Origin of the sequence: Actinoplanes sp. NPDC026619 (assembly GCF_040638295.1) — a bacterium.
Taxonomy (GTDB): Bacteria; Actinomycetota; Actinomycetes; order Mycobacteriales; family Micromonosporaceae; genus Actinoplanes.
Genome location: NZ_JBEZYA010000001.1, coordinates 244,674 through 267,730 on the forward strand (window position 1 = coordinate 244,674; position 23,057 = coordinate 267,730).

Here is a 23,057-nt window from a genome sequence, read left to right on the forward strand (position 1 = left end):
GGGCTCAGCGGGTGGTGGCCTGGGTGCGTTGCATGGCGCGCAGGAGTGCGTCTCGGGCGGGTGGGGCCGGCAGCGGTTCGGTGTGGTCGGCGGCGAAGGCCTGCAGCATGTATTCGATGTGGCGTTGCCATGCGTCCGGTGCGGTGTCGGTGGTGGCGGCGACCACGCCGGCGTTGGCCATCAGCAGCACGATCAGGTCGTCGGGGTGGAAGTCCCGGCGGAGCCGGCCGGACGACTTGGCCTTGTGCACGATGGTGATCCAGTCGCGCAGGGCGGAGCCGCGCCGGTCCTCCAGTTGCTCGATGGCCGGGTTGACCGCGGCGAACGTGACGGTGAGCAGGTCGGCGAAGCCGCGGTCGCCGGACTGCATGGCGCACACCCGGCGCACGTAACCACAGAAGCCCTGCCACGGGTCCGGCTCGGCGAGGGCCTGCGTGGCGGCCTCGGCGTAGGCGGTCATCTTGTCGCCGAGCGCGGCGGCGATCAGCGAGGCACGGTCGGGAAAGCGGCGGTGCAGGGTGGCCTCGCCGACTCCCGCGCGCCGGGCGATCTCGTCGAACGGGACCTGCAGCCCGGACTCGGCGAAGACGCGTTGCGCGGCGGCCACGATCGCGGTGCGGTTTCGGGCGGCGTCGGCGCGCAGCGGCCGGTCGGGCGGCGTCGGTCTGGTCACCCCCTCATAGTCCCATAAGTGGAGCCATGGCACCACTTATCTGCTACGGTTAAGTGAAGGAACGGCTCCACTTATCGAGCTGTGCTCGTCGGAGGTTGGCGTGCCACAAGAAGATGCGGTCGGCGGCGCCTGGCGACCGGCCTGGAGGGCGATCTCGTCCGCGACGTGCTGGCGGGCCGTCGCCTCGGTGTCACCGGCGTGCCGTTCGTCCTGCTCGACCAGCGTTATGCGATCACCGGCGCGCAGCCGGCCGAGGCCTATGCGCGAGCCATCACCAAGGTCATCACGCAGCGATGACCACCCGACCCCGAAAGGAACCATCCATGCCCACTATCGCGATCATCGGCGCCGGCCCCGGGCTCGGCCTGTCCATCGCCCAGCGATTCGGCCGTGAAGGCTTCACCGTCGGGCTCGTGTCGCGTACCCAGAAAAACCTTGACCGTCTGGTCGAAGAGCTTGGGTCACGCGGTGTCGAGGCGGCCGGTTATGCGGCCGACGCCACCGACCCGGCCGCGCTCGCCGGCGCCATCGCGCAGATCACCGAGCGGTTCGGCGCGATCGACGTGCTCAGCTTCTCGCCCAGCGCTCCGGACAACGCCGCACTGGCCCCGGTTGCCGTCACCGAGCTCACGCTGCAGTCCGTGCGGCCCCAGCTCGATTTCTATCTGGGCGGCGGCCTCGCCGCGGCCCAGCAGGTCCTGCCGGCGATGACCGGGCGCGGCAGCGGCACGATCCTGTTCACCACCGGCGGGACCTCGGCCAATCCCGGCATGATGCCCGCCTTCGGCAACATCGCCGTCGGCGCCGGGGCGCTGCGCACCTACGCCCTGTCCCTGCACGCGGCCGTCGCCGGGCAGGGCGTCCATGTCGCACACGTGCCGCTGTCGGTGTGGATCGGCCACGGCGGGCCGGAGACGCAACCGGACACCATCGCCGAGCATTACTGGACCATTTACACCAAGGGCGAGGGCGACGAGCACCCGTACGCCGCGGGTCTATAGCGGGCCGGCCCCGCGACTGAGGGCGAGCAGCAGGTCTCGGGTGTGCCGCAGCTGGTCGTGGTCGACGCCGCCCTCGTAGAGCGCGGCCAGCGACGCTCCGTCGGCGGCTCGGGTGATCAGCAGGGCGCGGTCGGGGTGCAGGCCGTCGGCGGCAAACGCCTCCTGCCAGCGGCGGGTGTCGCGGCGCAGCAGCTCGTCGACGCCGGGCACGGCGGACAGGGCGGCGACCAGCTTGACGTGCGCGGAGACCCCGGGAGCGTCGGTGACCCCGCCGAGGGTCGCGGTGACGTAGGCCCGGACCAGCCGGCCGGCGGCGTGATCGCGCGGGTCGGCGGCGGCCTCGACATCGGCGCGGAACTGCTCGACCAGGTCGTCGGTGAGCGCCAGGAGCAGCTGGTCACGACTGCGGAAGTGGTGCAGCAGCCCGCTCTTGGAGACGCCCGCCTCGCGGGCGATCACGTCGAGACTCACGCCGGCGCCGTGCGCCGCGACCGTGCGCGCGGCCGCGCCCAGCACCTGCCGCCGGGTCCGCGCGGCGTCGCGCTCCTTGGGAGGCAGCAGCGGATCAGTCGGCGGCGGCTTCGCGGGCATCGGAACCTCCGGTGGTCGGCTACGTCACCATCGTAGCCGACCAGATGGTCTGTTCTGCCGACCATACGGTCGGCTAGCTTGGGGGCATGAGACGTTGGGGAGCCCTGGCCGCGCTGACCCTGGCGGTGACGCTGCTGGCGGTGGACGGCACGGTGCTGGCCCTGGCGGTGCCGGCGCTGACCGCCGACCTCGGGCCGACCAGCGCGCAGCTGCTGTGGATCGGCGATGCCTATTCGTTCGCCCTGGCCGGGCTGCTGATCAGCATGGGCACGCTGGCGGACCGGATCGGACGAAAAAAGCTGCTGCTGTTCGGCGTGGCCGGCTTCGGCGGGGCGTCGCTGCTGGCCGCGTTCGCGCCGACCGCCGGCTGGCTGGTCGCGGCGCGCGTGCTGTTGGGGGTGGCCGGGGCGACGTTGATGCCGTCGACGCTCTCGCTCGTACGCAATCTGTTTCCGGAGCCGCGCCTGCGCACCCGGGCCATCGCCATCTGGTCGGCCGGCGCCTCCGGCGGCGCCGCTCTCGGGCCGCTGGTCGGTGGGCTGCTGCTGGAGCGTTTCTGGTGGGGTTCGGTCTTCGTGATCAACGTGCCGGTGATGTTGCTCGTGCTGGCCGGCGTCGCGGCGCTGGTGCCGGAGTCGCGGGACCCGGCGCCGGGTCGTTTCGACCCGCTCAGCGCGCTGCTCTCGGTGGCCGCGATCGTGCCGCTGGTCTGGGCGGTCAAGCGCACCGCGCAGGGCGGCATCGGGCCGGCCGCGATCGCCGCGGCGGTGCTCGGGCTGGCGGCCGGGGTCTGGTTCGTGCGCCGGCAGCGGCGCCTGCCGTCGCCGCTGGTCGACATCGGGCTGTTCGCCCGGCCGGCGTTCAGCGGGACGATCCTGTCCACCGTGATCGCCATCTTCGCGTTCAGCGGGGTGATCTTCTTCTTCTCGCAGTACCTGCAGCTGGTCCGCGGCTACTCCCCGCTGCAGGCCGGTCTGCGCGAGATGCCGCTGACGCTCGCCTCCATCGTGGTCGTCGTGGTGGCGGTCCCGCTGATGTCCCGGCTCGGTGTCGGGCGCGCGCTCGGCGTCTCGCTGCTGACCGTGGCCGGCGGCCTGGCGATCCTGGCGGCCGGCGAGGGCCGCGAGGGGTACGGCGTTCTCGCGCTGGGCCTGGTGGTCATCGGGCTCGGCGTCGGCGTCGCGGTCACCGCGTCCACCGACGCGGTGCTGGCGTCGGTGCCGGCTGAGCGGGCGGGTGCGGCGTCGGCGATCTCCGAGATGGCGTACGAGTTGGGCGTCGCCCTGGGGATCGCGCTGCTCGGGACGCTGCAGACGGTGCTGTACCGGGCGGCCCTGCCCGATCTGTCGGCCCTGCCCGCGGCCACCCGTGACGCGGTCACCGAGTCGCTGGCCGCCGCGCACGCTGCCGGGCCCGCGGTCGTGGCCGCCGCCCGGGACGCGTTCGCCGACGCCATGCAGATCACGTCGATCGTGGCGGCGGCGCTGGCGGTCGTGTCGGGCGCGCTCGCCTGGCGGCTGGTGCCGTCCAGGTCCGACCCGGCCGGCCCTGACTCTCTCCCCAAAGAGCCAGGGCCGGGGTCCGTCAGCCGATCGGGTTCCAGGAGTCCGAGCCGGCCAGGTACTTCTGCGGGGTGTAGTTCGCCGCCTGCGCGTCGGTGAGCTGCGCCCGGTTGCTGTTGGCGGTCGCGCCCGAACCGGTGTTCTTGTATTCGTAGAAGCGGGCGTTCTGCCAGGTGTTCGTGGACATGTTGATCCACGGCTGGGCCGTCGCGATGGTCGCGCTCAGCGACGACTCGCGGTAGACGACCTGCGCACCCTGACCCCACGGCCGGCCCAGTTGGGTGGTGTTGTTCGTGGCGCCGGTGATCGTCGACTGGTAGATCAGGAAGCCGTACGTCTGGGTCGCCGGGGTGTTCGCCGCCGTGATCGGGCCGCCGGTGCTGCGCTTCTCGTAGATCTGGCAGGCGTTGAAGACCGCCTGGCCGTTGCCGTAGATGAAGTCGACGGTGCCCTCGATGTAGGAGTTCGCGATGTACGCCCGGGCGCTGTTGTAGATCAGCAGCGTGTCCTGGTCGGCGGTGACTCGGACGTTCTTCAGGACCGCCTTGTCGCCGTAGAGGGCCAGCGCCAGCGCCTGCGACGAGCCGTTCGCGGCCTCGTCGTAGTCGTTGGTGAACGTCAGGTTGGTGGCGTTGAACTCCTTGGCCTGCACGTAGACCGTGGCCGAGCCGGTGGTGCCGGCCGTCGACGCGGGCTTGTTGTTGACGATCACCGTGTTCGCCGGGCCGGCGCCGAGGCCCTGGAAGGTGATGTAGGGCTTGTTGGACGGGATGACCACGCTCTCCCGGTAGGTGCCGGCCTTGATCGTGATGACCCGGCGGGTGGTGTTGTTCGCCGGCACCGCGTCGACCGCCGCCTGCACGGTCTTGTACTGCCCGGTGCCGTCGGCGGCGACGACCGCGGCCGCGCTGCTCCCCACGGCGGTGAACGCCCACTGCTTGTTCGAGTTGGCCGTGCAGGTCTCCTGGATGATCGCGCCGCCGGACGCGGTGGAGGCGTCCTTGTCGCTGATGCACAGGCCACTGTTGACGTTCACGATCTGGAAGGTGTTCGTGCCGCTGGCGACGAGCTTCCACTGCTGGTTGGTCTGCGACGAGACGCAGGTGTACTGCTGCAGCTGGGTGCCCGAGGTCGTCGAGAAGTCCGGCACGTCGATGCACTTGCCGCTGTTGACGTTGGCCAGCAGGTAGTTCGAGCCGCTCGCGGTCAGCGTGAACTGCTGCCACTTGGCGGAGTCGGTGCAACCCCACTGCTGGAGCAGGGCGCTGTTGGCGGTCGAGGCGGCGGGGACGTCGATGCACATCCCGCTCTTGGTGACCTTGAGCTGGTAGACGGCGCCGGTGGCCGGCAGCGTGGCCGCCTCCGAGGGCAGAACGGCGTACGTGATCAGGGCGCCGGGGACGGCCAGCACCAAGAGCAGCTTTCGGAAGATCCTGGACACGAGAAGACCCCTTCGTGACATCTACGGGAGCGGTTGCTCTGGTAGATGCACGAAGGGGTCTCGGATCACAAAAACCTAGCTGACCGGGATCAACTGGGCCTCGTCCCGGCTCGCGTTGTCATGGCTCACGACCATGAAACCCTTGGCCGGGGTCTTGGCGAACTCGGCCCGGTCCAGCTTCACCGTCTCGGTGGCCGCCTTGTTCGGGGCCACCTCGTCGGCGAATCCGGTGGTGATCGCCGGCGTGAAGGCATTGAACGACGCCTTGCTGGTGAGGTCGTCGTCGTTGCCGTCGATCAGGCCGATGCTGGCCGCGTGGTAGGTCAGCCGCGGGCTGTCCGCCGACAGGCAGGGCGAGCCCGCCGCGCACAGCTGAGAGATCAACACCGGCAAGACCAAAGTGCTGCTGTCGTACGGCGCATCGGCGAAGAACTCGATCGTCCCGTCACCGGTGCGCATGTCGAACACGGCCGTCGCCATCTGCCCGGTCAGATCGCCGGTGGTGAGCAGGCCGTAGTCGACGCCCACGACGTCGTAGTCGTCCGTGCCGTCGCCGTTGACGTCCACATAGACGTCGAACTCGTTGCGAGCGGCGTTGGACAACCGGTTCCAGGTGCTGATCGCGAACGCGACCGCACCGTCGGCGGGCAGGCTCTGCGCACCGACGGCACGCAGGTCGGCGGCGCCGGTGATGGAATCACGGCCGTCGGAAAGACCCCAGGCGTACCAGTCGGCGGTGCCGGACACGACGCCGTGCCGGTTGGTCACCGTCGCGGTCGCCGAGCCCTTGCGGCTCAGCGAACGCGTGTCCACCTTGGCGCTGACCTTCGACACCGACTGCGGAACCAGGTAGTACGGCACCCGCAGCGTGACGCCCTTGCCGACCGGGGTGAACGTGACCAGGCCGGACACGTCCTGGAACTGCGCCGAGTCGCCCGCGGTCGCGGCCGGCACCTCGAGGGTGACCGGCACCGAGATCTCGCTGCGGCCGGGAACGGTCACCCGGGTCTTCGAGAACTTGGTCTTGTGCGGGCTGCCGGCGGCGGAACCGACCGACAGGGTGTACGTCTGGGCCGTACGCGCAAAGTTCTTGACCTTGATGGTCTTGGTCTTGGCGTAGTTGCGGTCCAGCTCGGCGAAGCCGTAGTTGAGCGTGGCGGTGCCCGGGTCACCGAGCGCGACGACCTGGGTGTCGACCGCGCCGGGCGCCTGGATCAGGCCGGCGCCGTCGAGCCGGGTGGAGTAACCGGCCACTCCGGACGGGCTGGCGGTGTTGACGATCGCCGCCTTCCAGTAGGCGACCTTGCGCCAGTCCGGGTGCGCCTGCTTGACCAGGGCGGCCTCGCCGGCGGTGTGCGGAGCGGCCATCGAGGTGCCGGATTCCACGACCGCGCCGGTGCCGGTGCCCACGCCGACCGACGAGATGCTCACGCCGGGCGCGGTGACGTCCGGCTTGAGCCAGCTGTCCCCGGTGCGCGGGCCGCCGGACGAGAAGCTCGCCGTCGCCGTGTAGGTCGGGTTCTGCAGCTGGTTGTTGGTCAGCGTGGTGGTCTGGCCGTCCGCGGCGATCAGGGCCGCGGCCGCCGACGACGGGGTGCCGAGGAACGGGATGGTGACGTTCGCCGGCTCGCCGGTGTCCGGGTTGCTGGTGATCGCGCCCTCGAACGGCGGGTACGAGTCCACGTTGTTGACCATCAGCACCGCCGCGGCGCCGGCCGCCTGGCCGTAGACCGCCTTGGCGACCCGGCCGCAGGTGCCACGGGCCACCACGGCCAGCTTGCCCTCGACGCCGGCCGCGGTGAATTCCGCGGTGGAGCAGCCGAGCGCGATGCCACCGGCGCCGTTGCCGACCACCTTGATCGGCAGCGAGGTGCCGTCGGCGAAGGTGGCGCCGTTGGCGTTGATGGCGTCCAGGCCGATCGACAGGTGCGCGCCCGGGAAGGACGCGGTCGGGTCGTTGGCGGCGACGCTGATCGTGTTGGTGCCGGTGGACGGGCTGCCCACGATGTACGGCGCCGGGCCGGAGTTGCCGGCCGAGGCGACCACGATCACGCCGTCCTTGGCCGCGTTGTCGGCGGCGACCGACTCGGGGGCGTCGGCGGTGCCGAACGACGAGCCGAGCGACATGTTGATGACGTCCATGTCGTTGGCAACCGCCCACTCGATGGCGTCCACGACCATGTCGGTGGAGCCGTCGCAGCCGAACAGGCGCACCGCGTACAGGCTGGCCTTGGGCGCGACGCCGGGGCCGACCGACCAGGAGTTGCCGCTGACCGTGTTCTTGTCGTACGACCCGGTGTAGGTCTTGCCGTTCGCGAGAACGCCGTAGCCGCCGATCGTGCCGCCGACGTGCGAGCCGTGGCCGTTGCAGTCGAGCGGGTTGGCGTCCGGGTGCGGCACCGGCTGGTAGGCCGCGCTCTCCGGGTCGGCGTTGTAGCTGTCGCCGACCAGGTCGATGCCGCCCTTGATCTTGGAGGCCCGGGGGCCGAACAGCTTCGGGTCGGCCGGCGTGGTCTCGGCGGCGTGCGCCGTCTCGTACGCGGCGGTGGTGCCCGGGCCGCCGAAGTCGGCGTGCGTGTAGTCGATGCCGGTGTCGATGACCGCGACCTTGATGCCCTCGCCGCGGTACTTGTCCGGGGTGTTCCACACGGTCGGGGCGCCGATCATCGGCACGCCCTTGGTGTTGTCCGGCTTGATGGTCTGCAGCGGGTGCACGCTGACCACGCCGGGCGCGGCGGCGAGCGCGTCGAGCTCGTTCGCGTTGACCCGCACCTTGATGCCGTTGTAGGCGTGCTGGTAGCTGCCGAGCACGGTGCCGCCGAGCTGGCGGGCCTTCTGCTCGACCGGGGCCTGGTCCTTGCGGATCTTGTCGCGGCGCTGTGTCTTCTGTGTATCGGTCCACGGCGTGGCGGCCGCGGCGTCGGCCGCTGCCACCGGCTGCTCGGCGAGCTGCACCATGACCGTCACCGGCTTGTTCCGCATGCCGGCCGGAAGTTTTGTGATCTTGGAACCGGCCGGGACCGGGGTGAAACTCTGCCGGATGCCGGGGGCGGCGGCCGCGCCCGACGAGGCACTCACCACGCCCATAGCCGTAAATAGAATACCGATTCCGGCAATTGCCGTGAATCGACGATTGAACCCCACTCGGGCCGCCTCCTCCGTGCTGCTTGCGCACAAAGATCGGGCTCACTAATCAAGCCGATCTATTGGAGGAGGAGTTTGCACGGAAACTGTTTCGAGCACCATCCCTCGACCGGGATCGATTCCGTGTTATGAGGGCCTTCAGCAGGGCGTGGCCGTGCAGACCGCATCAGCGCGATCGGTGATCAGATCTTCCGCCGTTGGATAACGGCGGTGCAGCCCGGCCAGGGCGTGATCGAACTCGGCGCGGTTGTCCGGCCGCTCGCGCATCCGGCTCACCGACGTGCGGACGGTCGCGGCGAACTCGTCCGGCCACCGGACCCGGTGCAGCGCCTTGACCGTGTTGGTGTCCCGGTCGACCAGGACGATCTGCACGGTCGGGTCGGCGTCGACCCCGGGCAGCCCGTCGTCGGGCGCGAAGAGATGCGGCGTGTAGGCCACCTGCGACCACGCCAGGATCGGGCCGAGCCGGTAGAGCAGCACGCCGGCGACGTCGCTGTCGATCCACGCGAACCGGGTCGGCGCGGACGTGACGGCCTGCACTTCGAGCTCGTGCGGGTGGCTGAGAAAGATCATCAGCTGCACCGGCTCGCCGGCGAACATGCTCAGGGCCGCACCCTCCGGCCAGCTGACCTCGGGGTCAAGGCGGCTGCCGACGTCGACGATCACATGCACGTCGCCCAGCGTAACCGCGCAATCGTGGACCCGTGTGCGGTTGGCCGAATGCCGCCTGCCGGCCGCCTCGCTCGTCGATAGTGGGTCCTATGAGCGCGATGACCCTTGCCGGCCTGAACCCGCCGACACGGACCCGCCGATCCTCGTTCGCGGACCTCAGCGTCAACGTGAAGGTGCTGGCCGCGGTCGCCACGGCGGCCGCGGTCGCCCTGGTCGTAGGCATCCTGGGCCTTGTCGCGCTGAGCGACGCCAGCGCGTCGGCACAGTTGATCTACACGAGCAACGTCGGGAGCGTCAAAGCGGTGGGCCAGATCCGGTACTACGCGACCCAGACCCGGTCGGACGCGGCGAATCAGGCGCTGTCCACCACCGCGGCCAGCACGCAGTCCTTCGCCGACGACGTCGCGACCGACATCAAGGACTTCGACGCCACGCTGACGGCCTACCGCGGCAGCAATCCCGCCGCGCCTTCGGCGCTGATCGACGCGATGGAGACCAACTGGAACGCGTACGTCGATCTGGTCAACAACAAGATGCTGCCGGCCGGCGTCCGCAACGACCTGGACGGCTGGGCCAGGATCCGCACGAACGAGACGCTGCCGGTCCTCGACAAGCTCTACGACCAGCTCACCGCGATGGACACGGCGGAGAACGCGGACGCCGCCAAGAACGCCGCCGCGGCGAGGTCGGGGTACGAGACCAGCCGCAACGTCTCGATCGTCGCCCTGGTCGCCGGGCTCGTGCTCGCCCTCGCGATCGGGGCATGGTGGCCCGCAAGATCGTGTCGGCGCTGATCAAGGTGACACACGTGTGCGACGGGCTCGCCGACGGCGACCTCACCCGCAGCACCGGCCTGAACACGCGGGACGAGCCCGGCCGGATGGGTCAGGCGCTGGACACCGCAGTCGGCCGGCTGCGGCAGACGGTAGCCACCATCGAGGGCTCGGCGGCCTCGCTGGCCGGCGCGTCCGAGCAGATGACCGCCACGGCGGCGCAGATCGCCGCCTCCGCCGAGCAGACGTCGCTGCAGGCCCTGTCGGTGTCGAGCGCGGCGGAGGAGGTCTCCCGCAGCGTCGACACGGTCTCGGCGGGCAGCGAGCAGATGGGCGCGTCGATCCGGGAGATCTCGCAGAACGCCAGCGAGGCGGCCCGGGTCGCCGCCGAGGCGGTCACCATCACCAGCACCACCTCGAACACCATGAACAAGCTGGGCGAGTCGTCCGCCGAGATCGGCAACGTGATCAAGGTGATCACCCAGATCGCCGAGCAGACCAACCTGCTCGCCCTGAACGCCACCATCGAGGCCGCCCGCGCCGGCGAGGCCGGCAAGGGTTTCGCGGTCGTCGCCTCCGAGGTCAAGGACCTCGCCCAGGAGACCGCGCGGGCCACCGAGGACATCTCCCGCCGGGTGCAGGCCATCCAGGCCGACACGGTCGGCGCGGTCACCGCGATCGAGGAGATCTCGCACGTGATCGAACGGATCAGCGACTTCCAGACCACGATCGCCTCGGCGGTGGAGGAACAGACCGCCACCACCGCCGAGATGAGCCGCAGCGTCTCCGAGGCGGCCGGCGGCACCAACGAGATCGCCCAGACCATCACCGGCGTGGCCGAGTCGGCCCGCACGACCAGTCAGGGCGTGGCCGAGACGCAGCAGGCCACCAGCGAACTGGCGCGCATGTCGACCGAGCTCAACGGCCTGGTCGCCACCTTCCGGCTGTGACGGCCTCAGCGGCGCGGGTGATCACCGAGCAGCCGCGCGGCCAGCACGGCGGCCTGCGTGCGCCGCTCCAGGCCCAGTTTCGCCAGCAGGTGCGACACGTAGTTCTTCACCGTCTTCTCGGCCAGGAACATGCGTGACGCGATCTCCCGGTTGGTCAGGCCCTCGGCGATGAACTCCAGGATCCGCCGCTCCTGATCGGTCAGGCCGGCCAGCTCGCGCGGCGCCTCCACCCCGTTGCGGATGCGCTCCAGCACCCGCTGGGTGACCGCCGGATCGAGCAGCGACTGCCCGTCGGCGACCCGGCGCACGGCGTCGAGCAGGTCGGTGCCGCGGATCTGCTTGAGCACATAACCCGAGGCGCCGGCCATGATCGCGGCGAACAGAGCTTCATCATCCTCGTACGACGTAAGAATCAAACCCTTGATCGACGAGTCGATCGCCCGCACGTCGCGGCACACGTCGATGCCGTTGCCGTCGGGCAGCCGGGCATCCAGAATCATCACATCCGGCCGGAAAGCCGGAATTCGGCGGGAGGCCTCCTGGGCGGAGCCCGACTCCCCCACGACCTCGATGTCACCATCGGCCTGGAGAAGCTCGATCAGACCTCGCCGAACCACCTCGTGGTCGTCGAGCAGGAACACACGGATCATGACTTCTTTGTACGGCCCCTACGTCCCGCTCAGAAGGGCCGAAAGACCCGCTTCCACTTCGGCAAGCCGGTCGACGACCCGTTCCGGGAGCCGTCAGACCACGTAGACGTCGCCGTCGGCGACCGTCACCTCCCGGGCGCTGCTGTTGCCGGTAAGTAGCAGCCGCGCCGGGCCGCGGTGCCCGGCGATCACCTCGATCCGCTGGATCGGCTGCGGCGTCACCAGCGACGACTTCCGGCGCCAGGACACGCCGGGCCGCAGGCGATACGTATCGACGCCGCTGGCCGCCGGGTCCGGGGTCGCGTAGACCAGCCAGGAACCGTCGCCGGCCGGTTCCATGTCACGGAAGCGCGCACCCGTGCCCAGATCCTGATGCCGCCAGCCACCGCGATAGACCGCTGCCTTCCCGTGCACCGCGGCCTGCTCGTCCAATTGCATCCACACCACGAACGGCCGGCCCTCGGCCGAACCGACCAGGCTGATGTAGTCGGGCGAGCGCGGATTGACGGTCTGCAGCTCGGTCTGCGCCACCTTCAAGTAGCGCTCCTGGCCGCCGTCGTCGACCGTGGTGCCGAGGTCGTGCCCGGCCGCCGAACGGAAGTGCAGGTCGGCCGGGGAGAACGTGGCGTAGTAGAGGTTGCGGTGATAGCGGTCGTGCAGGTGCCCCTCCGGACCTCCCCCGGCCAGCGTCCACACCATCGCGATGCGGTTCGCGTGCGGCTCGTAGCGCAACTGTCCGATGTAGATCTCGTTCAGGTTGTCCGAGCGGTCGAGCGGCGCGATGCACCACGGGAAGCTCTGCCAGGTGCGGCCGTGGTCGGTCGACCGCACGTACTTCATCGGGCGGGTATCGGTGGGATACGTCTTGTCGAAGTCGCCGGCCGTCTCGCGGATGAAGACGAAGATGTCGCCGGACGCCGTCTTCACCGGCATCGGATACGTCGCGCCCAGGCCCTCCGGGATGATCGTGTCGGACCACTCGCCCGCGATCGAGTGCGGCCGCGGTGACCGGGCCACCCACAGCTCCTTGTTGTGCAGGCCCCGGAAGACCAGCAGATGGCCGTCGTCGGCCTGGATCAGGGTCGGGTAGTTGTGCGAGTCGTTGTCGCCGCCGGCCACCCGCACCGGCGCCGACCAGGTGCGCCGCCGATGGTCGTACTCCTGGACGTAGTTGTCCTCCTGGAAGCCGCCCCACGAGATGAAGGTCTTGCCGGCGCGCGGATCGTGCACGCCGCCGGCGACCGGGCGGCGGTCGGTGCGGGCCGCCTGAGCCGCCGCGACGGTCACCAGACCCCTTTTCGGGGCCGGAACAAAAGGCACAAAACCTGCGGCCAATAGGGTACGTCGTTTCACAGCGTCACCACCACGGCGCTACCGGCTGCCACCGTCAGGGTCAGCTTGCCGCCGTCGACCCTTGTCCTGGTGGGCACCGGGTGGAACTGGCCGTTGCCGCCGACGGTCGCGCCCTGGATCGCGGTCGCCTCCTGGTCGAGGCCGGCGCCGGTCATTTGCAGCACGCTCGCCGATCGGGCGCCGCCGACGTCGATCGTCACGTCGACCGGCGTGGCGCCCTTCTGCACGAGCGCAACCCGGGTGCGGCCGTCGTCGCCTTTCACGGCGTACGCGGAAATGTTGTTCGGGGAATTGACCGTGACCGGAAGGAACCGTCCCGAGCCCATCTGCCGGGCCATCCAGATGCCGTAGTAGATCGGCATGACCCGGTACTGCTGGGCCAGCTCGTACGCCTTGTTCGCCGCGCAGATCGGCGTGTAGCGCTGGAATTTGCCGTTCCAGATCGGGTCGTTGCAGACGCCGAGGCCGCCGTGGATGTTGACGCCGGCCATCCCGGCCTGCGCCATCGACAGCGCGTAATCGATCACCCAGAGCGCCGAGGCGTATTTATTGCTGACGCCGTCGACGCCGCCGCTGTAGGCCGAGTTCGCCTCGTCGATGCGCATCGACAGGCCGTTCGCGGTCGCCGCCGCCAGGTTGGTGGAGACCGCGTTGAGCTGCGAGGTGATCTGGCCCGCCGAGAGCATCTTGTCGATCGTGATGTCGGGACCGGATGCGTACTGGTGGACGGTCAGCATCGACATCCGGTCGTGCTCGTCGGCGGCCAGCGACGACGCCCACGACGACGAGGTGCCGGCGGTGTCCGGGCCGGCGATCTTGTCGTGGCCGACCACGTCGGCGCAGGCGGACCAGTCGGCGTGGTACTGCGGATACGCATAGCCGGCCGGCCGCAGCGCCTTGCCCTCCCACTGGTCGGGTTCGTTGCCGCATTCGACCGCTACCAGGCGCTTGCCGAGGATGCGGTCCATGGTGCGCACCTGGTCGGCCGCCAGGGTGGGGTCCCACCGTCCTACGTTGACGCCGACCTCGGCCTTCCAGCCGGTGGCGTCGAGCAGGCCGCGCAGCCGTTGGATGTCGGCCGGGGTCACGACGTCCTGCACCCAGTCGGGTTTGGGGTCGGGCGGCGGCTGGCCTTTGGGCACCCACAGCGTGTCGCGGTCGAGGGTGTTGCCGCCGATGCGCAGGTTGCTGGCGCCGAGGGTGCGCATCAGTTGCGCCATGTTGCCCTTGGCCGGGTCGAGGTTGCCGATGCCGAGCTCACGCATCTCGAACGAAAGCCCGACGGCGTCCCCGCCGAGCCGCCCAGCCGGGTGGGCCCGATCGATCGTGACGGTGGCGGTGGGCGTGGTCGCTGCCCGGACCGGGGCGGCTGCGCCGAGGGCGGCGAGAGCGGCGGCAACGAGCACCGCGGTTGTTCTGTACACAGTGGACTCCTTTGATCGGGCAGGTTCGCTCACCACCGGGGCCTCCGCTTCTCGTAGCCGGGCTCGAAGCGCTGCCGGTAAGAGGTGTCGTCGCGTTCGCGGATGCCGCAGTGCAGCCAGTTCTCGTGCAGGCGGGCCAGCGCGTCCTCGTCGAGCTGAACGCCCAGGCCCGGTGTGTCCGGGACGGTCGCCGCGCCGCCGGTTATCGCGAGCGGGTTCGCCACCACGTCCACGCCGGACTGCCACGGGGTGTGCGTGTCCACGGCGTACGTCAGCAAGGGGGTGGAGGCGGCCAGATGGACCATGGCGGCGAGGCTGATGCCGAGGTGGCTGTTGGAGTGCATGGAGATGCCCAGGCCCCAGGTGCGGCAGATCGCGGCCAGCTCGGCCGACGCGCGCAGGCCGCCCCAGTAATGGTGGTCGGCCAGGACGATCTGGACCGAGCCGCGCCGCACCGCCTCGGGCAGGTCGGCGAACGCGACCACGCACATGTTGGTGGCCAGCGGCATCGGCGCGGACGACGCCACCGAAGCCATGCCGGCCAGGCCGCCGGTCGGGTCCTCCAGGTATTCCAGGAGCCCCTCGGTCGATGCCGCGACCTCGGCCGACGTCGACGGAGTCCAGGCGGCGTTCGGGTCGAGCCGCAACGGCAGCGTCGGGAAAGCCGCGCGCAGCGCCCGGATCGCGTCGATCTCCTCCGCCGGTGGGAACACACCGCCCTTGAGCTTGATCGACTCGAAGCCGTAGCGGTCGATCATCAGGCGGGCCTGCGCCACGATCCCGTCCGGGTCGAGCGCGGGGCCCCACGAATCCGGGACAGCGCCGGGATGGCCGGCCCACTTGTAGAAGAGATAGGCGGAGAACGGCACCCGGTCGCGTACCTTCCCGCCGAGCAGGTCGTGGACCGGCCGCCCGATCGCCTGTCCTTGCAGGTCCAGCAGCGCCACCTCGAACGGGGCGAACACCCGCGCCAGGGTCTTGGCGGCAGAAGAAGCGCCGGTCAGGCCGTGCCGGTCGGGTGTGTCGACGGCGCCGATCGCGGCGGCGATACGTATCGACAGACCGGCCAGGTCGAAGATGTCGAGGCCGTCGAGCGCGGCGGCCGCCAGTGACAGGAGGCGGAGGTGCGGTGCGTCTCCGTACGTTTCCCCAAGTCCCACCGTGCCGGAGTCGCACCGCACCTGGATCACCGCGCGCAGCGCCCACGGTTCGTGCACGCCGGCCGAGTTCAGCAGCGGCGGGTCGGGGAACGCGACCGGCGTGACGATCACCTCGCGTACCAGCGAATGGGTCATCCTTTGATCGCTCCAGACGTGAGGCCGCGCATGAACTGGCGCTGCAGGGCCAGGAAGACGATGACCGAGGGCAGCAGCGCGAGCAGCGCCGACGCGATCAGCACCCCGGTGCCCACCTGCTCGTCCGCGCGCAGGCTGCGCAGGGCGAGGGCGAGCGTGAACTGGCTCGCGTCCTGGGCGACCAGCAGCGGCAGGATGTACTGGTCCCAGATCATCGTGAAGCCGAAGATGCCGAGCACCCCGAGCGCGGGCCGGCACACCGGCAGGATCACCGACCAGAAGATGCGCAGGTCACCGGCGCCGTCGAGGCGGGCGGCCTCCTCGAGCTCGATCGGCACGTCGCGCATGAACTCGGTCATCACCAGGATCGCGAACGCCCACGCGCCGACCGGCACGATCATGCCGGCGAGCGTGCCGACCAGGTTGAGGTGGATGATCGGCACGTCGGCGAGGACCAGCGACAGCGGGATCGCCAGGATCTCCTCCGGCAGCATCATCGTCGACAAGATCAAGAGCAGCACGAGGCGTACGCCGGGGAATTGCTTGCGAGCCAGCGCGTACGCGGCGGAGACGCTCACCGCCATCTGGAGCAGCAGACCGCCGCCGACGACGATCAGCGAGTTGGCGAGGTAGCGCAGCACGCCCTGGTCGATTGCGGTGCGGAAGTTGTCGAGGGTGAGGTCGTGCGGGATCAGCGACAGCCTGGTCGGGTCGGTTACCCGGCCGAACGCGCTGACCAGCAGCGCCAGCAGCGGCCCGGCGAAAACGAAGAGGACCAGGGCATACAGGGCCAGTTTCACCAGGCGACCGATCGGGCCGCGGACCGCGCCGAGGCCGAGGGCGGTGTCGAGTTGTTTCATGCTTTTCTCCGCCGCAGGCCTTGCGCGAGCACGGTCAGCAGAATCGTCGCGACCAGCAGCAGCATCGAGCCGGCCGACGCGATGCCGAGCTCGTTGCGTTCCAGGCCGAGCTTGTAGACCAGGGTCATCACGACCTCGGTCGAGCCGTTCGGGCCGCCGTTGGTGAGCAGGAAGATCTCGGTGAAGACGCGCAGGCCACGGATCGCGGCGAGGGTCACGACGATGCCGAACACCGGGCGCATGGCCGGGAACGCCACGTGCCAGAGCCGGCGCAGCGGTCCGGCCCCGTCGGCCGCGGCCGCTTCGTAGAGCGTGCGATCAACGCCGGCCAGACCGGCAATGAAGATCATCATGTCGTACGGGGCGCCGCGCCAGATCCCGACCGCCATCACCGACCAGAGCGACGTGTGCGGCGAATCGAGAAACTGCCCAGGACCAAGACCGATCCATCCGAGTACGGAGTTGAGCGCCCCGTCCGGAGCCGGGTAGTAGATGACCCGCCACAGCGCCGCGACCACGGCCATCGCGGTGACGGTGGGCAGGAAGACCGCGGTGCGCACGATCCACAGATGCCGGGCGGTGCCTTCGAGCAGCAGCGCGAGGGCGAGACCGACCACGATGGACCCGAGCGTCTCGCCGGCCGCCAGCACGACGGTGTGGCCGGCCGCCGCCCGGAACGCCTCGTCGCCGAGCACCGCCCGGTAGTTGTCGAGGCCGACCCAGCGATCACCGAGGTAGGGCCGCACCTCCTTGAAGCTCATGCTGATCGCGCGGGCCATCGGCACGAACTTGAAGACGGTGAACAGGATCAGCGCGGGGGCGAGCCAGAGCCAGGCGCTCGCGTTCTTGAACCGCCTCCCCCGGCGCGCCACCGGCGGCGCTTCGGTGGGCGCCGGCGGCGCGGCCAGGGTCGCGGTCACGCTGAGCCTCCTCTTGGCGTGCCCTTCTGGCCCTCGCCTGCGGCCTGAGAGCGCAACTCGCGGAAGTGCCGCTCGGTGCAGGCGGTCACGCTGAGCCTCCTCTTGGCGTGCCCTTCTGGCCCTCGCCTGCGGCCTGAGAGCGCAACTCACGGAAGTGCCGCTCGGTGCAGGCGGTCACGCCCTGGCTCCCTGCTTGCTCAGCTCGGCGTCGAACGTCTGCGCCAGCTTGTCGAGAGCGGCCTTCGGGTCGGCGGCGCAGTCGGCGACCAGCGCGTTGAGGGTGTCGGCCGAGGCCTGCCGGAACGGGGTCCAGTCCGGCACGACCGGCACGTAGCGGGCGCCGTCGGTATAGATGTCGGCGAACAGCTGCCAGCGGGTGTCCTTGCGGACCGACGCCATGTCGACCTTCGCGTTGACCGGCAGGCGCACCACGTTGCCGTCGGTGTCACCGGCCATGCCGAGGGTCTGGCCGTCGGCCGACACGGCGTACTCGGCGAACTTGGTCTGTCCTTCGGGGTTGGCCGAACCGGCCATCAGGTAGACGTTCTCGCCCTCGGCGAGCGAGACGCTCTTGCCGCCCGGCCCGGCCGGCAGCGCGACCACCTCGTACTTGTCCTTGCCGAGGTTTTTATCAAACCGGGCCATGTTGTACGGGCCGGTGAAGTAGATCCCGCCCTTGCCGGTCTCGAACAGCGGGTGGGCCTGGGTGGTCTCGGCGGTCACCGAGCCCGGCACCACCGTCTTGTCGGTGCAGAACTGCTTCTTCAGCTCCTGCACCGCGGCCAGCGACTGGGGGCTGTTGATCGCCGGGGTGAACTTGCCGGTCTGCCCGGTGAGGAAATCGCCGCCGGCCGACCAGAGGAAGCTCGCGAAGTACCAGGAGGTGTAGCCGCGTTTGGTGGAGCCGGGAATGACGTACCCGTAGGTGTCGGGTTTGCCGTTGCCGTCGGGGTCCTTGGTGGTGAACGCGGTGGCCAGCGCGTCGAGGTCGGCCCAGCTCTTCGGGATCGGGAGGCCGAGCTTCTCGCGCCAGTCCTTGCGGATGAACAGCGCGAACGACTGGGCCGAGAACGGCACCCCGTAGATCTTGCCGTCGGCGCCGGTGGCCGCCTGCCAGGAGGCCGGAGTGAGGTCGGCCGATCCGGCCAGGGCCGCCTTGTCGACCTCGCGGACCAGGCCCTGCTTGACCAGGCCGCCGAGCCGGTCGGTGTCGTTGATGACGACGTCCGGCAGCTTCTTCTGCGCGGCCGCCTGCTGCAGCTTCGTCTCGAAGTCGTCGAACAGCGCGGTGACGTGGGCGGGCACCCCGGTCTTGGCGGTGAACGCGGCGGCCAGCTGCTGGTCGGTCTTCTCGGTGCTGGAGCCGGGCGGCTTGCGCACCCAGATCTGCAGCTCGGCCTTGGCATCGGACTTCGGACTGTCGTCGCCGCACGCCGCGAGGCACCCGGCCGCGAGCACGGCGGTCACCGCCACCGCAAGCACTCTGCTACCAGCCACGTGCATGCCTCCTGTCTACATATATGAACGCGTGTTTCGTGTGTGTCACGCAAGTAGGGACAAGCTAGCGGCCGGTATGATGGCCGTCAACACTCTGGAAACATTCCTTCATGATGGTGGGTATCAATGCCTCCAGCAGTCGACGGATCCGCTGCGGTCAATGAGGTCTCGCCGGTCAAATCGGCCGAGCGCACGGTCAAGATCCTCGAGACACTGGCCGCCTCGCCGACCCGGCTCACGCTGACCGAGCTGCAGGAACGGATGGGATACCCGCGATCCAGCCTGCACGCGCTGGTGCGCACGCTGCGCGAGCTCAAGTGGGTGGAGGCGGACGAGACCGGCTCAGCGTTCGGGGTGGGGCCGCACGCGCTGCTCTCCGGCACGGCCTATCTCGACCGTGATCCGGCCCTGCGGTTCGCCCAGGAGACCCTCGAGGACCTGCGCTCCGACCTCGGCTACACGATGCACTACGCCCGGCGCGACGAGGCGCACGTGCTCTACCTGGCCAGCCGCGAGGCGCGCGACTCCGGCGGGCGGGTCTCCCGGGTCGGCCGCCGACTGCCGGCCAACGTGACCGGGCTCGGCCAGGCGCTGCTGGCCGAGCTGACCGAGGCCGAGGTCGACGAGCTGCTGCCCGCGCCGATGGCGGGCCTGACGCCCCAGAGCCTCACCGACCGGGCCGCGCTGCACGCGGAGCTCGACGTGGTGCGCAAGCGGGGCTGGGCGTTCGAGCGCGAGCAGAACACCGAAGGCGTGGCCTGCGTGGCGGTCGCGGTGGGCTACCGGATCCCGGCCACCGACGCGATCTCCTGCTCGATGCCGGCCGACCGCGCCACCCCGGAGCACGTCGAGCAGGTAGCCGACGCGGTCACCCGGCACACTCTCGCGCTGGCCCGCAAGCTGCGGCACGAGGGCATCCGCTAGCCCATTCGCTGGGCCAACGGCCAGTCGCACCACCAGGCGCCGACGCGGTTGAGTTCCGGGTCGTTGTCGAAATCGGGTTCGCCGAATTCGGCGAGGCGCTCCGATGCGTACACCTCGGCGTCGTCCTTCGGGAAATAGCCGATTGCCTCGCCCTCGGCGAGGGACCACCAGCGGCGGGTGTTGCGGCTTACGCCCCAGATGATCCGGAAGCCGGGGCTCGGCGCGGACAGGCAGGCCTCGACCAGGCGGGCGCCGTCGTCGGGGGACAGCCACGTCGCCAGACCACGATTCTGCGGTGGGGTCGGGAACCACAGGCCGATGCGGACGCAGATGACGTCCAGGCCGAACCGGTCGGCATACAGGCCGGCCAGCGACTCGACGGCGGCCTTGCTCCAGCCGTAGAGAGTGTCGGGGCGCGGCGGCAGGTCGGCCGGCAGCCCGTCGGGATACGTCGTCTGGTCGCGCAGGTGGAAGCCGGCCGCGTGCGACGACGACGCCAGCATCAGCCGGCCGATGCCCTGGCGGCGGGCGGTCTCCAGCAGGTGGTAGGTGCCGAGCGCGTTGGCCCGCAGCACCTCGCCGGCGTCGGCCTCCTTGCTCTGGCCGCCGAGGTGCACGATCGCGTCCACCCCGTCGCACGCGGCCGCGACCGCGTCGGGGTCGGCGAGCGACCCGAGCACCGCTTCCTCCGCGCCGGCGCCCTCGATCTCGGGCGGCCGGACCAGGTCGAACAGGCGCAGCACCCGCCCTGGCGCGGCGAGCCGGGGCCGCAGGGACGTGGCGACCTTCCCCGCCCCGCCGGTGACCAAGATGCGCATTCAAGCCTCCCTATGTGTGGCCGCCGAGCCTAACAGAGATCCGCGTACGTAAATGGCACTTGACCCCGCTGTCCGATTTTCCTAGGTTGAACGACATCCAGTTATGCGATAAGCATTCACATATGTAGACGAGGTGAGTCATGCGAACGATCGGCTTCATCGGGCTCGGCGTCATGGGCGCACCGATGGCGGACAACCTGGTGAAAGCCGGCTTCGACGTGGTCGGTCACACCCGGCGGCCGGGCGGCACCGACCGGCTCGTCGCCGCCGGCGGCCGGCACGCCGGATCGATCGCGGAGGTGACCCGGGGCGCCGATGCGGTGATCACCATGCTGCCCGACTCCCCCGACGTCACCGCGGTCGTCCTCGGCCCCGACGGCGTGCTCGCCCACAGCGATCCCGGCACGCTGATCATCGACATGAGCACGGTCCGGCCGCAGACCGCCCGGCTGGTCGCGACCTCGGCCGACGCCGCCGGCCGGGAAGCGCTGGACGCCCCGGTGTCCGGCGGCGAACAGGGCGCGATCGAGGGCGTGCTGTCCATCATGGCCGGCGGCAGCGCCTCGGCATTCGATCGCGCCCGGCCCGTTTTCGAAGCTCTCGGCACCACGATCGTGCACGTCGGACCGGCCGGCGCCGGCCAGCTGGTCAAGGCGGCCAACCAGCTGGTCGTGGCCGGCGCCATCGAGCTGGTCGCCGAGGCGATCGTGCTGATGGAGGCCAGCGGCGTCGACCCGGCCCTCGGCCTCGACGTGCTCGGCGGCGGCCTGGCCGGCAGCACCGTCCTCACCCGTAAAGGAACCGCGATGCTCGAACGCCGCTTCAAACCCGGCTTCCGGGTCGACCTGCACCACAAGGACCTCGGGATCGTGCTCGACGCGGCCCGCACGGCCAAGGTCGCCCTGCCGGTCGGCGAGCTGGTCGCCCAGCTGATGGAGGCGGTGCGCGAGCTCGGCAACGGCCACCTCGACCACGGCGTGCTGCTGCGCGGCGTCGAGCACCTGTCGGGGCTGCCCCGATGAGCGGCCTGCGGGCCCGGCTCGCGGCCGGCGACACGGTCTTCGGCACGTTCCTCGGGCTCGGGTCGGCTCTCGCCACCGAGGCCTGCGCGGTGGCCGGCTTCGACTGGCTGCTGGTCGACCTCGAGCACGGCGGCGGCGACGAGCGGGCCCTGCTGCAGCAGCAGCTCGCCGGCGAGGCCCGCGGGGTCCCGATGCTGGCCCGGGTCGAGTCGGCCGAACGCATCCGCACCGGCCGGCTGCTCGACGCCGGGGTGGCCGGCGTGATGTTCCCCCGCCTCGACACGGCCGGCGACGTCCAGGACGCCGTCCGCCACCTGCGTTACCCGCCCGAGGGCGACCGCGGCGTCGCCACCTACAACCGGGTGTACGACTTCGGCCTGCGCCCCGAGGGCCTGGACACCGCGAACGACGGCGTGGTCGGCATCGTCCAGATCGAGAGCCGCCGCGCCCTGCACGCGGTGGCCGGGATCGCCGCCGTGCCCGGCGTGGACGTGCTCTTCGTCGGCCCCCGCGACCTGTCCACCGATCTGGGCTGCGCCGGCCGGTTCGACGCGCCCGAGTTCACCGCCGCCCTCGACGACGTGCTCGCCGCCGCGAAGGACGCCGGGATCGCCGCCGGGATCCTGGCCGGGGACGCCGGGCAGGCCGCCGCGTACGCCGCCCTCGGTTTTCGTTTCGTCGGGGTCGGCTCGGACGCGTCCCTGCTGGCCCGCTGCGCCACCGAGGCGGTCCGCGCGCTGCGCTTACCGCCCGCCGGTCCGGGTTACCTCAGGCCGGGCTCTCTTCGGGCCGGCGGCGCAGGGCGACCGCCTGGCTGACCGCGAACATCGCCACCTCGATGGCCACCGCGATCAGCAGCACGCTGAACGCGCCCTGCCACGGCCGCACCGTCACGAAGCCGGAGATCACCGCCGTGGCGGCCACGTTGGCGACCAGCACCCCGGCCAGCCACCACCGCAGCGTGGCCCGCTGCGAGGCGAGGTTGAGCGCATAGGCCCACCCGCCGAGCGCGGCGGCGACCGCCAGCACCACCACCGGGCGGGTGCCCAGCCGGTCGGAGACGGGAGACGCGAAGACCGCAAGCATCACCGCGGTCACCGCGCAATAGATCGAGTCGAAGCGAAGCGAGAGCTGCCCGGTCATGGACCGACGTTACCCGGTCCGGGCCAGCGCCCTGGCCCGGCGGGAGGGCGAGCACCAGAATGTCCGGGTGGACGAGAACAAGCGACGCCTGTCCCGGGACGAGAGCATCGCGCTGCTGGCCCGGCCGCTGACCGGTGTCTTCTCGACGTGCGCAGCTACGTGAGCGTCTCCGGTCCGGTCACCTCCCGCCGTCCGCCGCCGATGGGCGATCTGGTGGCGCTGGACGAGAAGTACGGCCGGCGGGATTTCTCGACCGGATGGACGGAGGCGGATCTCGCCGCAGCGGTGATGCTGGTGGTGCGCGCGGAGCGATGGATCGCCTGGGCCGACTGGGACTGATTCCG

General features: G+C 70.5%; 24 protein-coding genes. 10 read left to right on the plus strand and 14 right to left on the minus strand.

All coding sequences use genetic code 11. The annotated features are described in order from the left end of the window. Window positions 1-4: 4 nt before the first annotated feature. Window positions 5-673 carry a helix-turn-helix domain-containing protein gene (locus tag AB0E90_RS01245; protein WP_360397684.1) on the minus strand — a complete coding sequence of 223 codons (669 nt, stop codon included), beginning with the start codon at window positions 671-673 and terminating at the stop codon, window positions 5-7. 165 nt (window positions 674-838) lie between these two features. On the opposite strand from AB0E90_RS01245, the gene AB0E90_RS01250 reads away from it, so the two are divergent. Beyond that, on the plus strand, window positions 839-970 hold the full coding sequence (locus AB0E90_RS01250; RefSeq protein ID WP_360397686.1) for a hypothetical protein: 132 nt from the start codon (window positions 839-841) through the stop codon (window positions 968-970). Between the two features lie 26 nt (window positions 971-996). Continuing rightward, a complete protein-coding gene (locus AB0E90_RS01255) occupies window positions 997-1,674 on the plus strand; it encodes an SDR family NAD(P)-dependent oxidoreductase (protein WP_360397688.1) in 678 nt (225 codons plus the stop codon). On the opposite strand, the gene AB0E90_RS01260 is transcribed toward AB0E90_RS01255, so the two are convergent. Then, window positions 1,669-2,265: a TetR family transcriptional regulator gene (locus AB0E90_RS01260; protein ID WP_360397690.1), complete on the minus strand. Its 597-nt coding sequence runs from the start codon at window positions 2,263-2,265 to the stop codon at window positions 1,669-1,671. The two genes, AB0E90_RS01255 and AB0E90_RS01260, sit on opposite strands and share 6 nt — an antisense overlap. An 86-nt stretch (window positions 2,266-2,351) precedes the next feature. Here AB0E90_RS01260 and AB0E90_RS01265 point away from each other — a divergent pair, with 86 nt between their 5' ends. After that, on the plus strand, window positions 2,352-3,926 hold the full coding sequence (locus tag AB0E90_RS01265) for an MFS transporter (RefSeq protein WP_360397692.1): 1,575 nt from the start codon (window positions 2,352-2,354) through the stop codon (window positions 3,924-3,926). Here AB0E90_RS01265 and AB0E90_RS01270 read toward each other — a convergent pair. The 3 genes from AB0E90_RS01270 to AB0E90_RS01280 form a co-directional block, all read right to left on the minus strand. Beyond that, window positions 3,850-5,268, minus strand: coding sequence for a pectinesterase family protein (locus AB0E90_RS01270; protein WP_360397694.1), 1,419 nt, complete (start codon window positions 5,266-5,268; stop codon window positions 3,850-3,852). The genes AB0E90_RS01265 and AB0E90_RS01270 overlap by 77 nt on opposite strands. Before the next feature lie 75 nt (window positions 5,269-5,343). Beyond that, window positions 5,344-8,355 (minus strand): S8 family serine peptidase, encoded by a 3,012-nt coding sequence (locus AB0E90_RS01275; RefSeq protein WP_360397696.1) that lies wholly within the window; start codon window positions 8,353-8,355, stop codon window positions 5,344-5,346. A gap of 195 nt (window positions 8,356-8,550) precedes the next feature. Beyond that, window positions 8,551-9,084, minus strand: coding sequence for a hypothetical protein (locus AB0E90_RS01280; RefSeq protein ID WP_360397698.1), 534 nt, complete (start codon window positions 9,082-9,084; stop codon window positions 8,551-8,553). Between the two features lie 89 nt (window positions 9,085-9,173). On the opposite strand from AB0E90_RS01280, the gene AB0E90_RS01285 reads away from it, so the two are divergent. Further along, window positions 9,174-9,878: an MCP four helix bundle domain-containing protein gene (locus tag AB0E90_RS01285; protein WP_360397700.1), complete on the plus strand. Its 705-nt coding sequence runs from the start codon at window positions 9,174-9,176 to the stop codon at window positions 9,876-9,878. Further along, window positions 9,848-10,807, plus strand: coding sequence for a methyl-accepting chemotaxis protein (locus AB0E90_RS01290; RefSeq protein WP_360397702.1), 960 nt, complete (start codon window positions 9,848-9,850; stop codon window positions 10,805-10,807). The genes AB0E90_RS01285 and AB0E90_RS01290 overlap by 31 nt, the downstream gene beginning before the upstream one ends. Window positions 10,808-10,812: 5 nt before the next feature. Here the strand turns inward: AB0E90_RS01290 and AB0E90_RS01295 are convergent, their stop codons facing one another. The 7 genes from AB0E90_RS01295 to AB0E90_RS01325 all read right to left on the minus strand — a co-directional run bounded on the left by AB0E90_RS01295 (window position 10,813) and on the right by AB0E90_RS01325 (window position 18,806). Next, window positions 10,813-11,457 carry a response regulator transcription factor gene (locus tag AB0E90_RS01295; protein WP_360397704.1) on the minus strand — a complete coding sequence of 215 codons (645 nt, stop codon included), beginning with the start codon at window positions 11,455-11,457 and terminating at the stop codon, window positions 10,813-10,815. Between the two features lie 93 nt (window positions 11,458-11,550). Continuing rightward, window positions 11,551-12,744 carry a BNR-4 repeat-containing protein gene (locus AB0E90_RS01300; protein ID WP_360397706.1) on the minus strand — a complete coding sequence of 398 codons (1,194 nt, stop codon included), beginning with the start codon at window positions 12,742-12,744 and terminating at the stop codon, window positions 11,551-11,553. Window positions 12,745-12,806: 62 nt separating this feature from the next. Further along, entirely contained in the window at window positions 12,807-14,234 is a 1,428-nt protein-coding gene (locus AB0E90_RS01305) for a hypothetical protein (protein ID WP_360397708.1), read from the minus strand. Between the two features lie 29 nt (window positions 14,235-14,263). Then, window positions 14,264-15,529, minus strand: coding sequence for a glucarate dehydratase family protein (locus AB0E90_RS01310; protein WP_360397710.1), 1,266 nt, complete (start codon window positions 15,527-15,529; stop codon window positions 14,264-14,266). After that, entirely contained in the window at window positions 15,526-16,389 is an 864-nt protein-coding gene (locus tag AB0E90_RS01315) for a carbohydrate ABC transporter permease (RefSeq protein WP_360397712.1), read from the minus strand. The genes AB0E90_RS01310 and AB0E90_RS01315 overlap by 4 nt, the downstream gene beginning before the upstream one ends. Then, on the minus strand, window positions 16,386-17,309 hold the full coding sequence (locus AB0E90_RS01320) for a sugar ABC transporter permease (RefSeq protein ID WP_360397714.1): 924 nt from the start codon (window positions 17,307-17,309) through the stop codon (window positions 16,386-16,388). The genes AB0E90_RS01315 and AB0E90_RS01320 overlap by 4 nt, the downstream gene beginning before the upstream one ends. A gap of 174 nt (window positions 17,310-17,483) precedes the next feature. Continuing rightward, a complete protein-coding gene (locus tag AB0E90_RS01325; protein ID WP_360397716.1) occupies window positions 17,484-18,806 on the minus strand; it encodes a sugar ABC transporter substrate-binding protein in 1,323 nt (440 codons plus the stop codon). A gap of 126 nt (window positions 18,807-18,932) precedes the next feature. Here AB0E90_RS01325 and AB0E90_RS01330 point away from each other — a divergent pair, with 126 nt between their 5' ends. Further along, window positions 18,933-19,730, plus strand: a complete 798-nt coding sequence (locus AB0E90_RS01330) for an IclR family transcriptional regulator (RefSeq protein ID WP_360397718.1) — start codon at window positions 18,933-18,935, stop codon at window positions 19,728-19,730. Here the strand turns inward: AB0E90_RS01330 and AB0E90_RS01335 are convergent. Next, the gene (locus AB0E90_RS01335) at window positions 19,727-20,548 is read right to left on the minus strand and encodes an NAD(P)-dependent oxidoreductase (RefSeq protein WP_360397720.1); all 822 of its coding nucleotides are present in this window, start codon (window positions 20,546-20,548) and stop codon (window positions 19,727-19,729) included. The genes AB0E90_RS01330 and AB0E90_RS01335 overlap by 4 nt on opposite strands. Window positions 20,549-20,688: 140 nt before the next feature. On the opposite strand from AB0E90_RS01335, the gene AB0E90_RS01340 reads away from it, so the two are divergent. Further along, window positions 20,689-21,570, plus strand: a complete 882-nt coding sequence (locus AB0E90_RS01340; RefSeq protein WP_360397722.1) for a 2-hydroxy-3-oxopropionate reductase — start codon at window positions 20,689-20,691, stop codon at window positions 21,568-21,570. Beyond that, window positions 21,567-22,388 carry an aldolase/citrate lyase family protein gene (locus AB0E90_RS01345; RefSeq protein WP_360397724.1) on the plus strand — a complete coding sequence of 274 codons (822 nt, stop codon included), beginning with the start codon at window positions 21,567-21,569 and terminating at the stop codon, window positions 22,386-22,388. Before AB0E90_RS01340 ends, AB0E90_RS01345 begins: the two co-directional genes overlap by 4 nt. Here the strand turns inward: AB0E90_RS01345 and AB0E90_RS01350 are convergent. Next, a complete protein-coding gene (locus AB0E90_RS01350) occupies window positions 22,339-22,713 on the minus strand; it encodes a hypothetical protein (RefSeq protein ID WP_360397726.1) in 375 nt (124 codons plus the stop codon). The genes AB0E90_RS01345 and AB0E90_RS01350 overlap by 50 nt on opposite strands. Between AB0E90_RS01350 and AB0E90_RS01355 the strand changes: the two genes are divergently transcribed. Both AB0E90_RS01355 and AB0E90_RS01360 read left to right on the plus strand, forming a co-directional pair. Then, window positions 22,712-22,876, plus strand: a complete 165-nt coding sequence (locus AB0E90_RS01355) for a hypothetical protein (RefSeq protein WP_360397728.1) — start codon at window positions 22,712-22,714, stop codon at window positions 22,874-22,876. The genes AB0E90_RS01350 and AB0E90_RS01355 overlap by 2 nt on opposite strands. Continuing rightward, the gene (locus AB0E90_RS01360) at window positions 22,861-23,052 is read left to right on the plus strand and encodes a hypothetical protein (RefSeq protein WP_360397730.1); all 192 of its coding nucleotides are present in this window, start codon (window positions 22,861-22,863) and stop codon (window positions 23,050-23,052) included. The genes AB0E90_RS01355 and AB0E90_RS01360 overlap by 16 nt, the downstream gene beginning before the upstream one ends. Window positions 23,053-23,057: the final 5 nt, after the last annotated feature.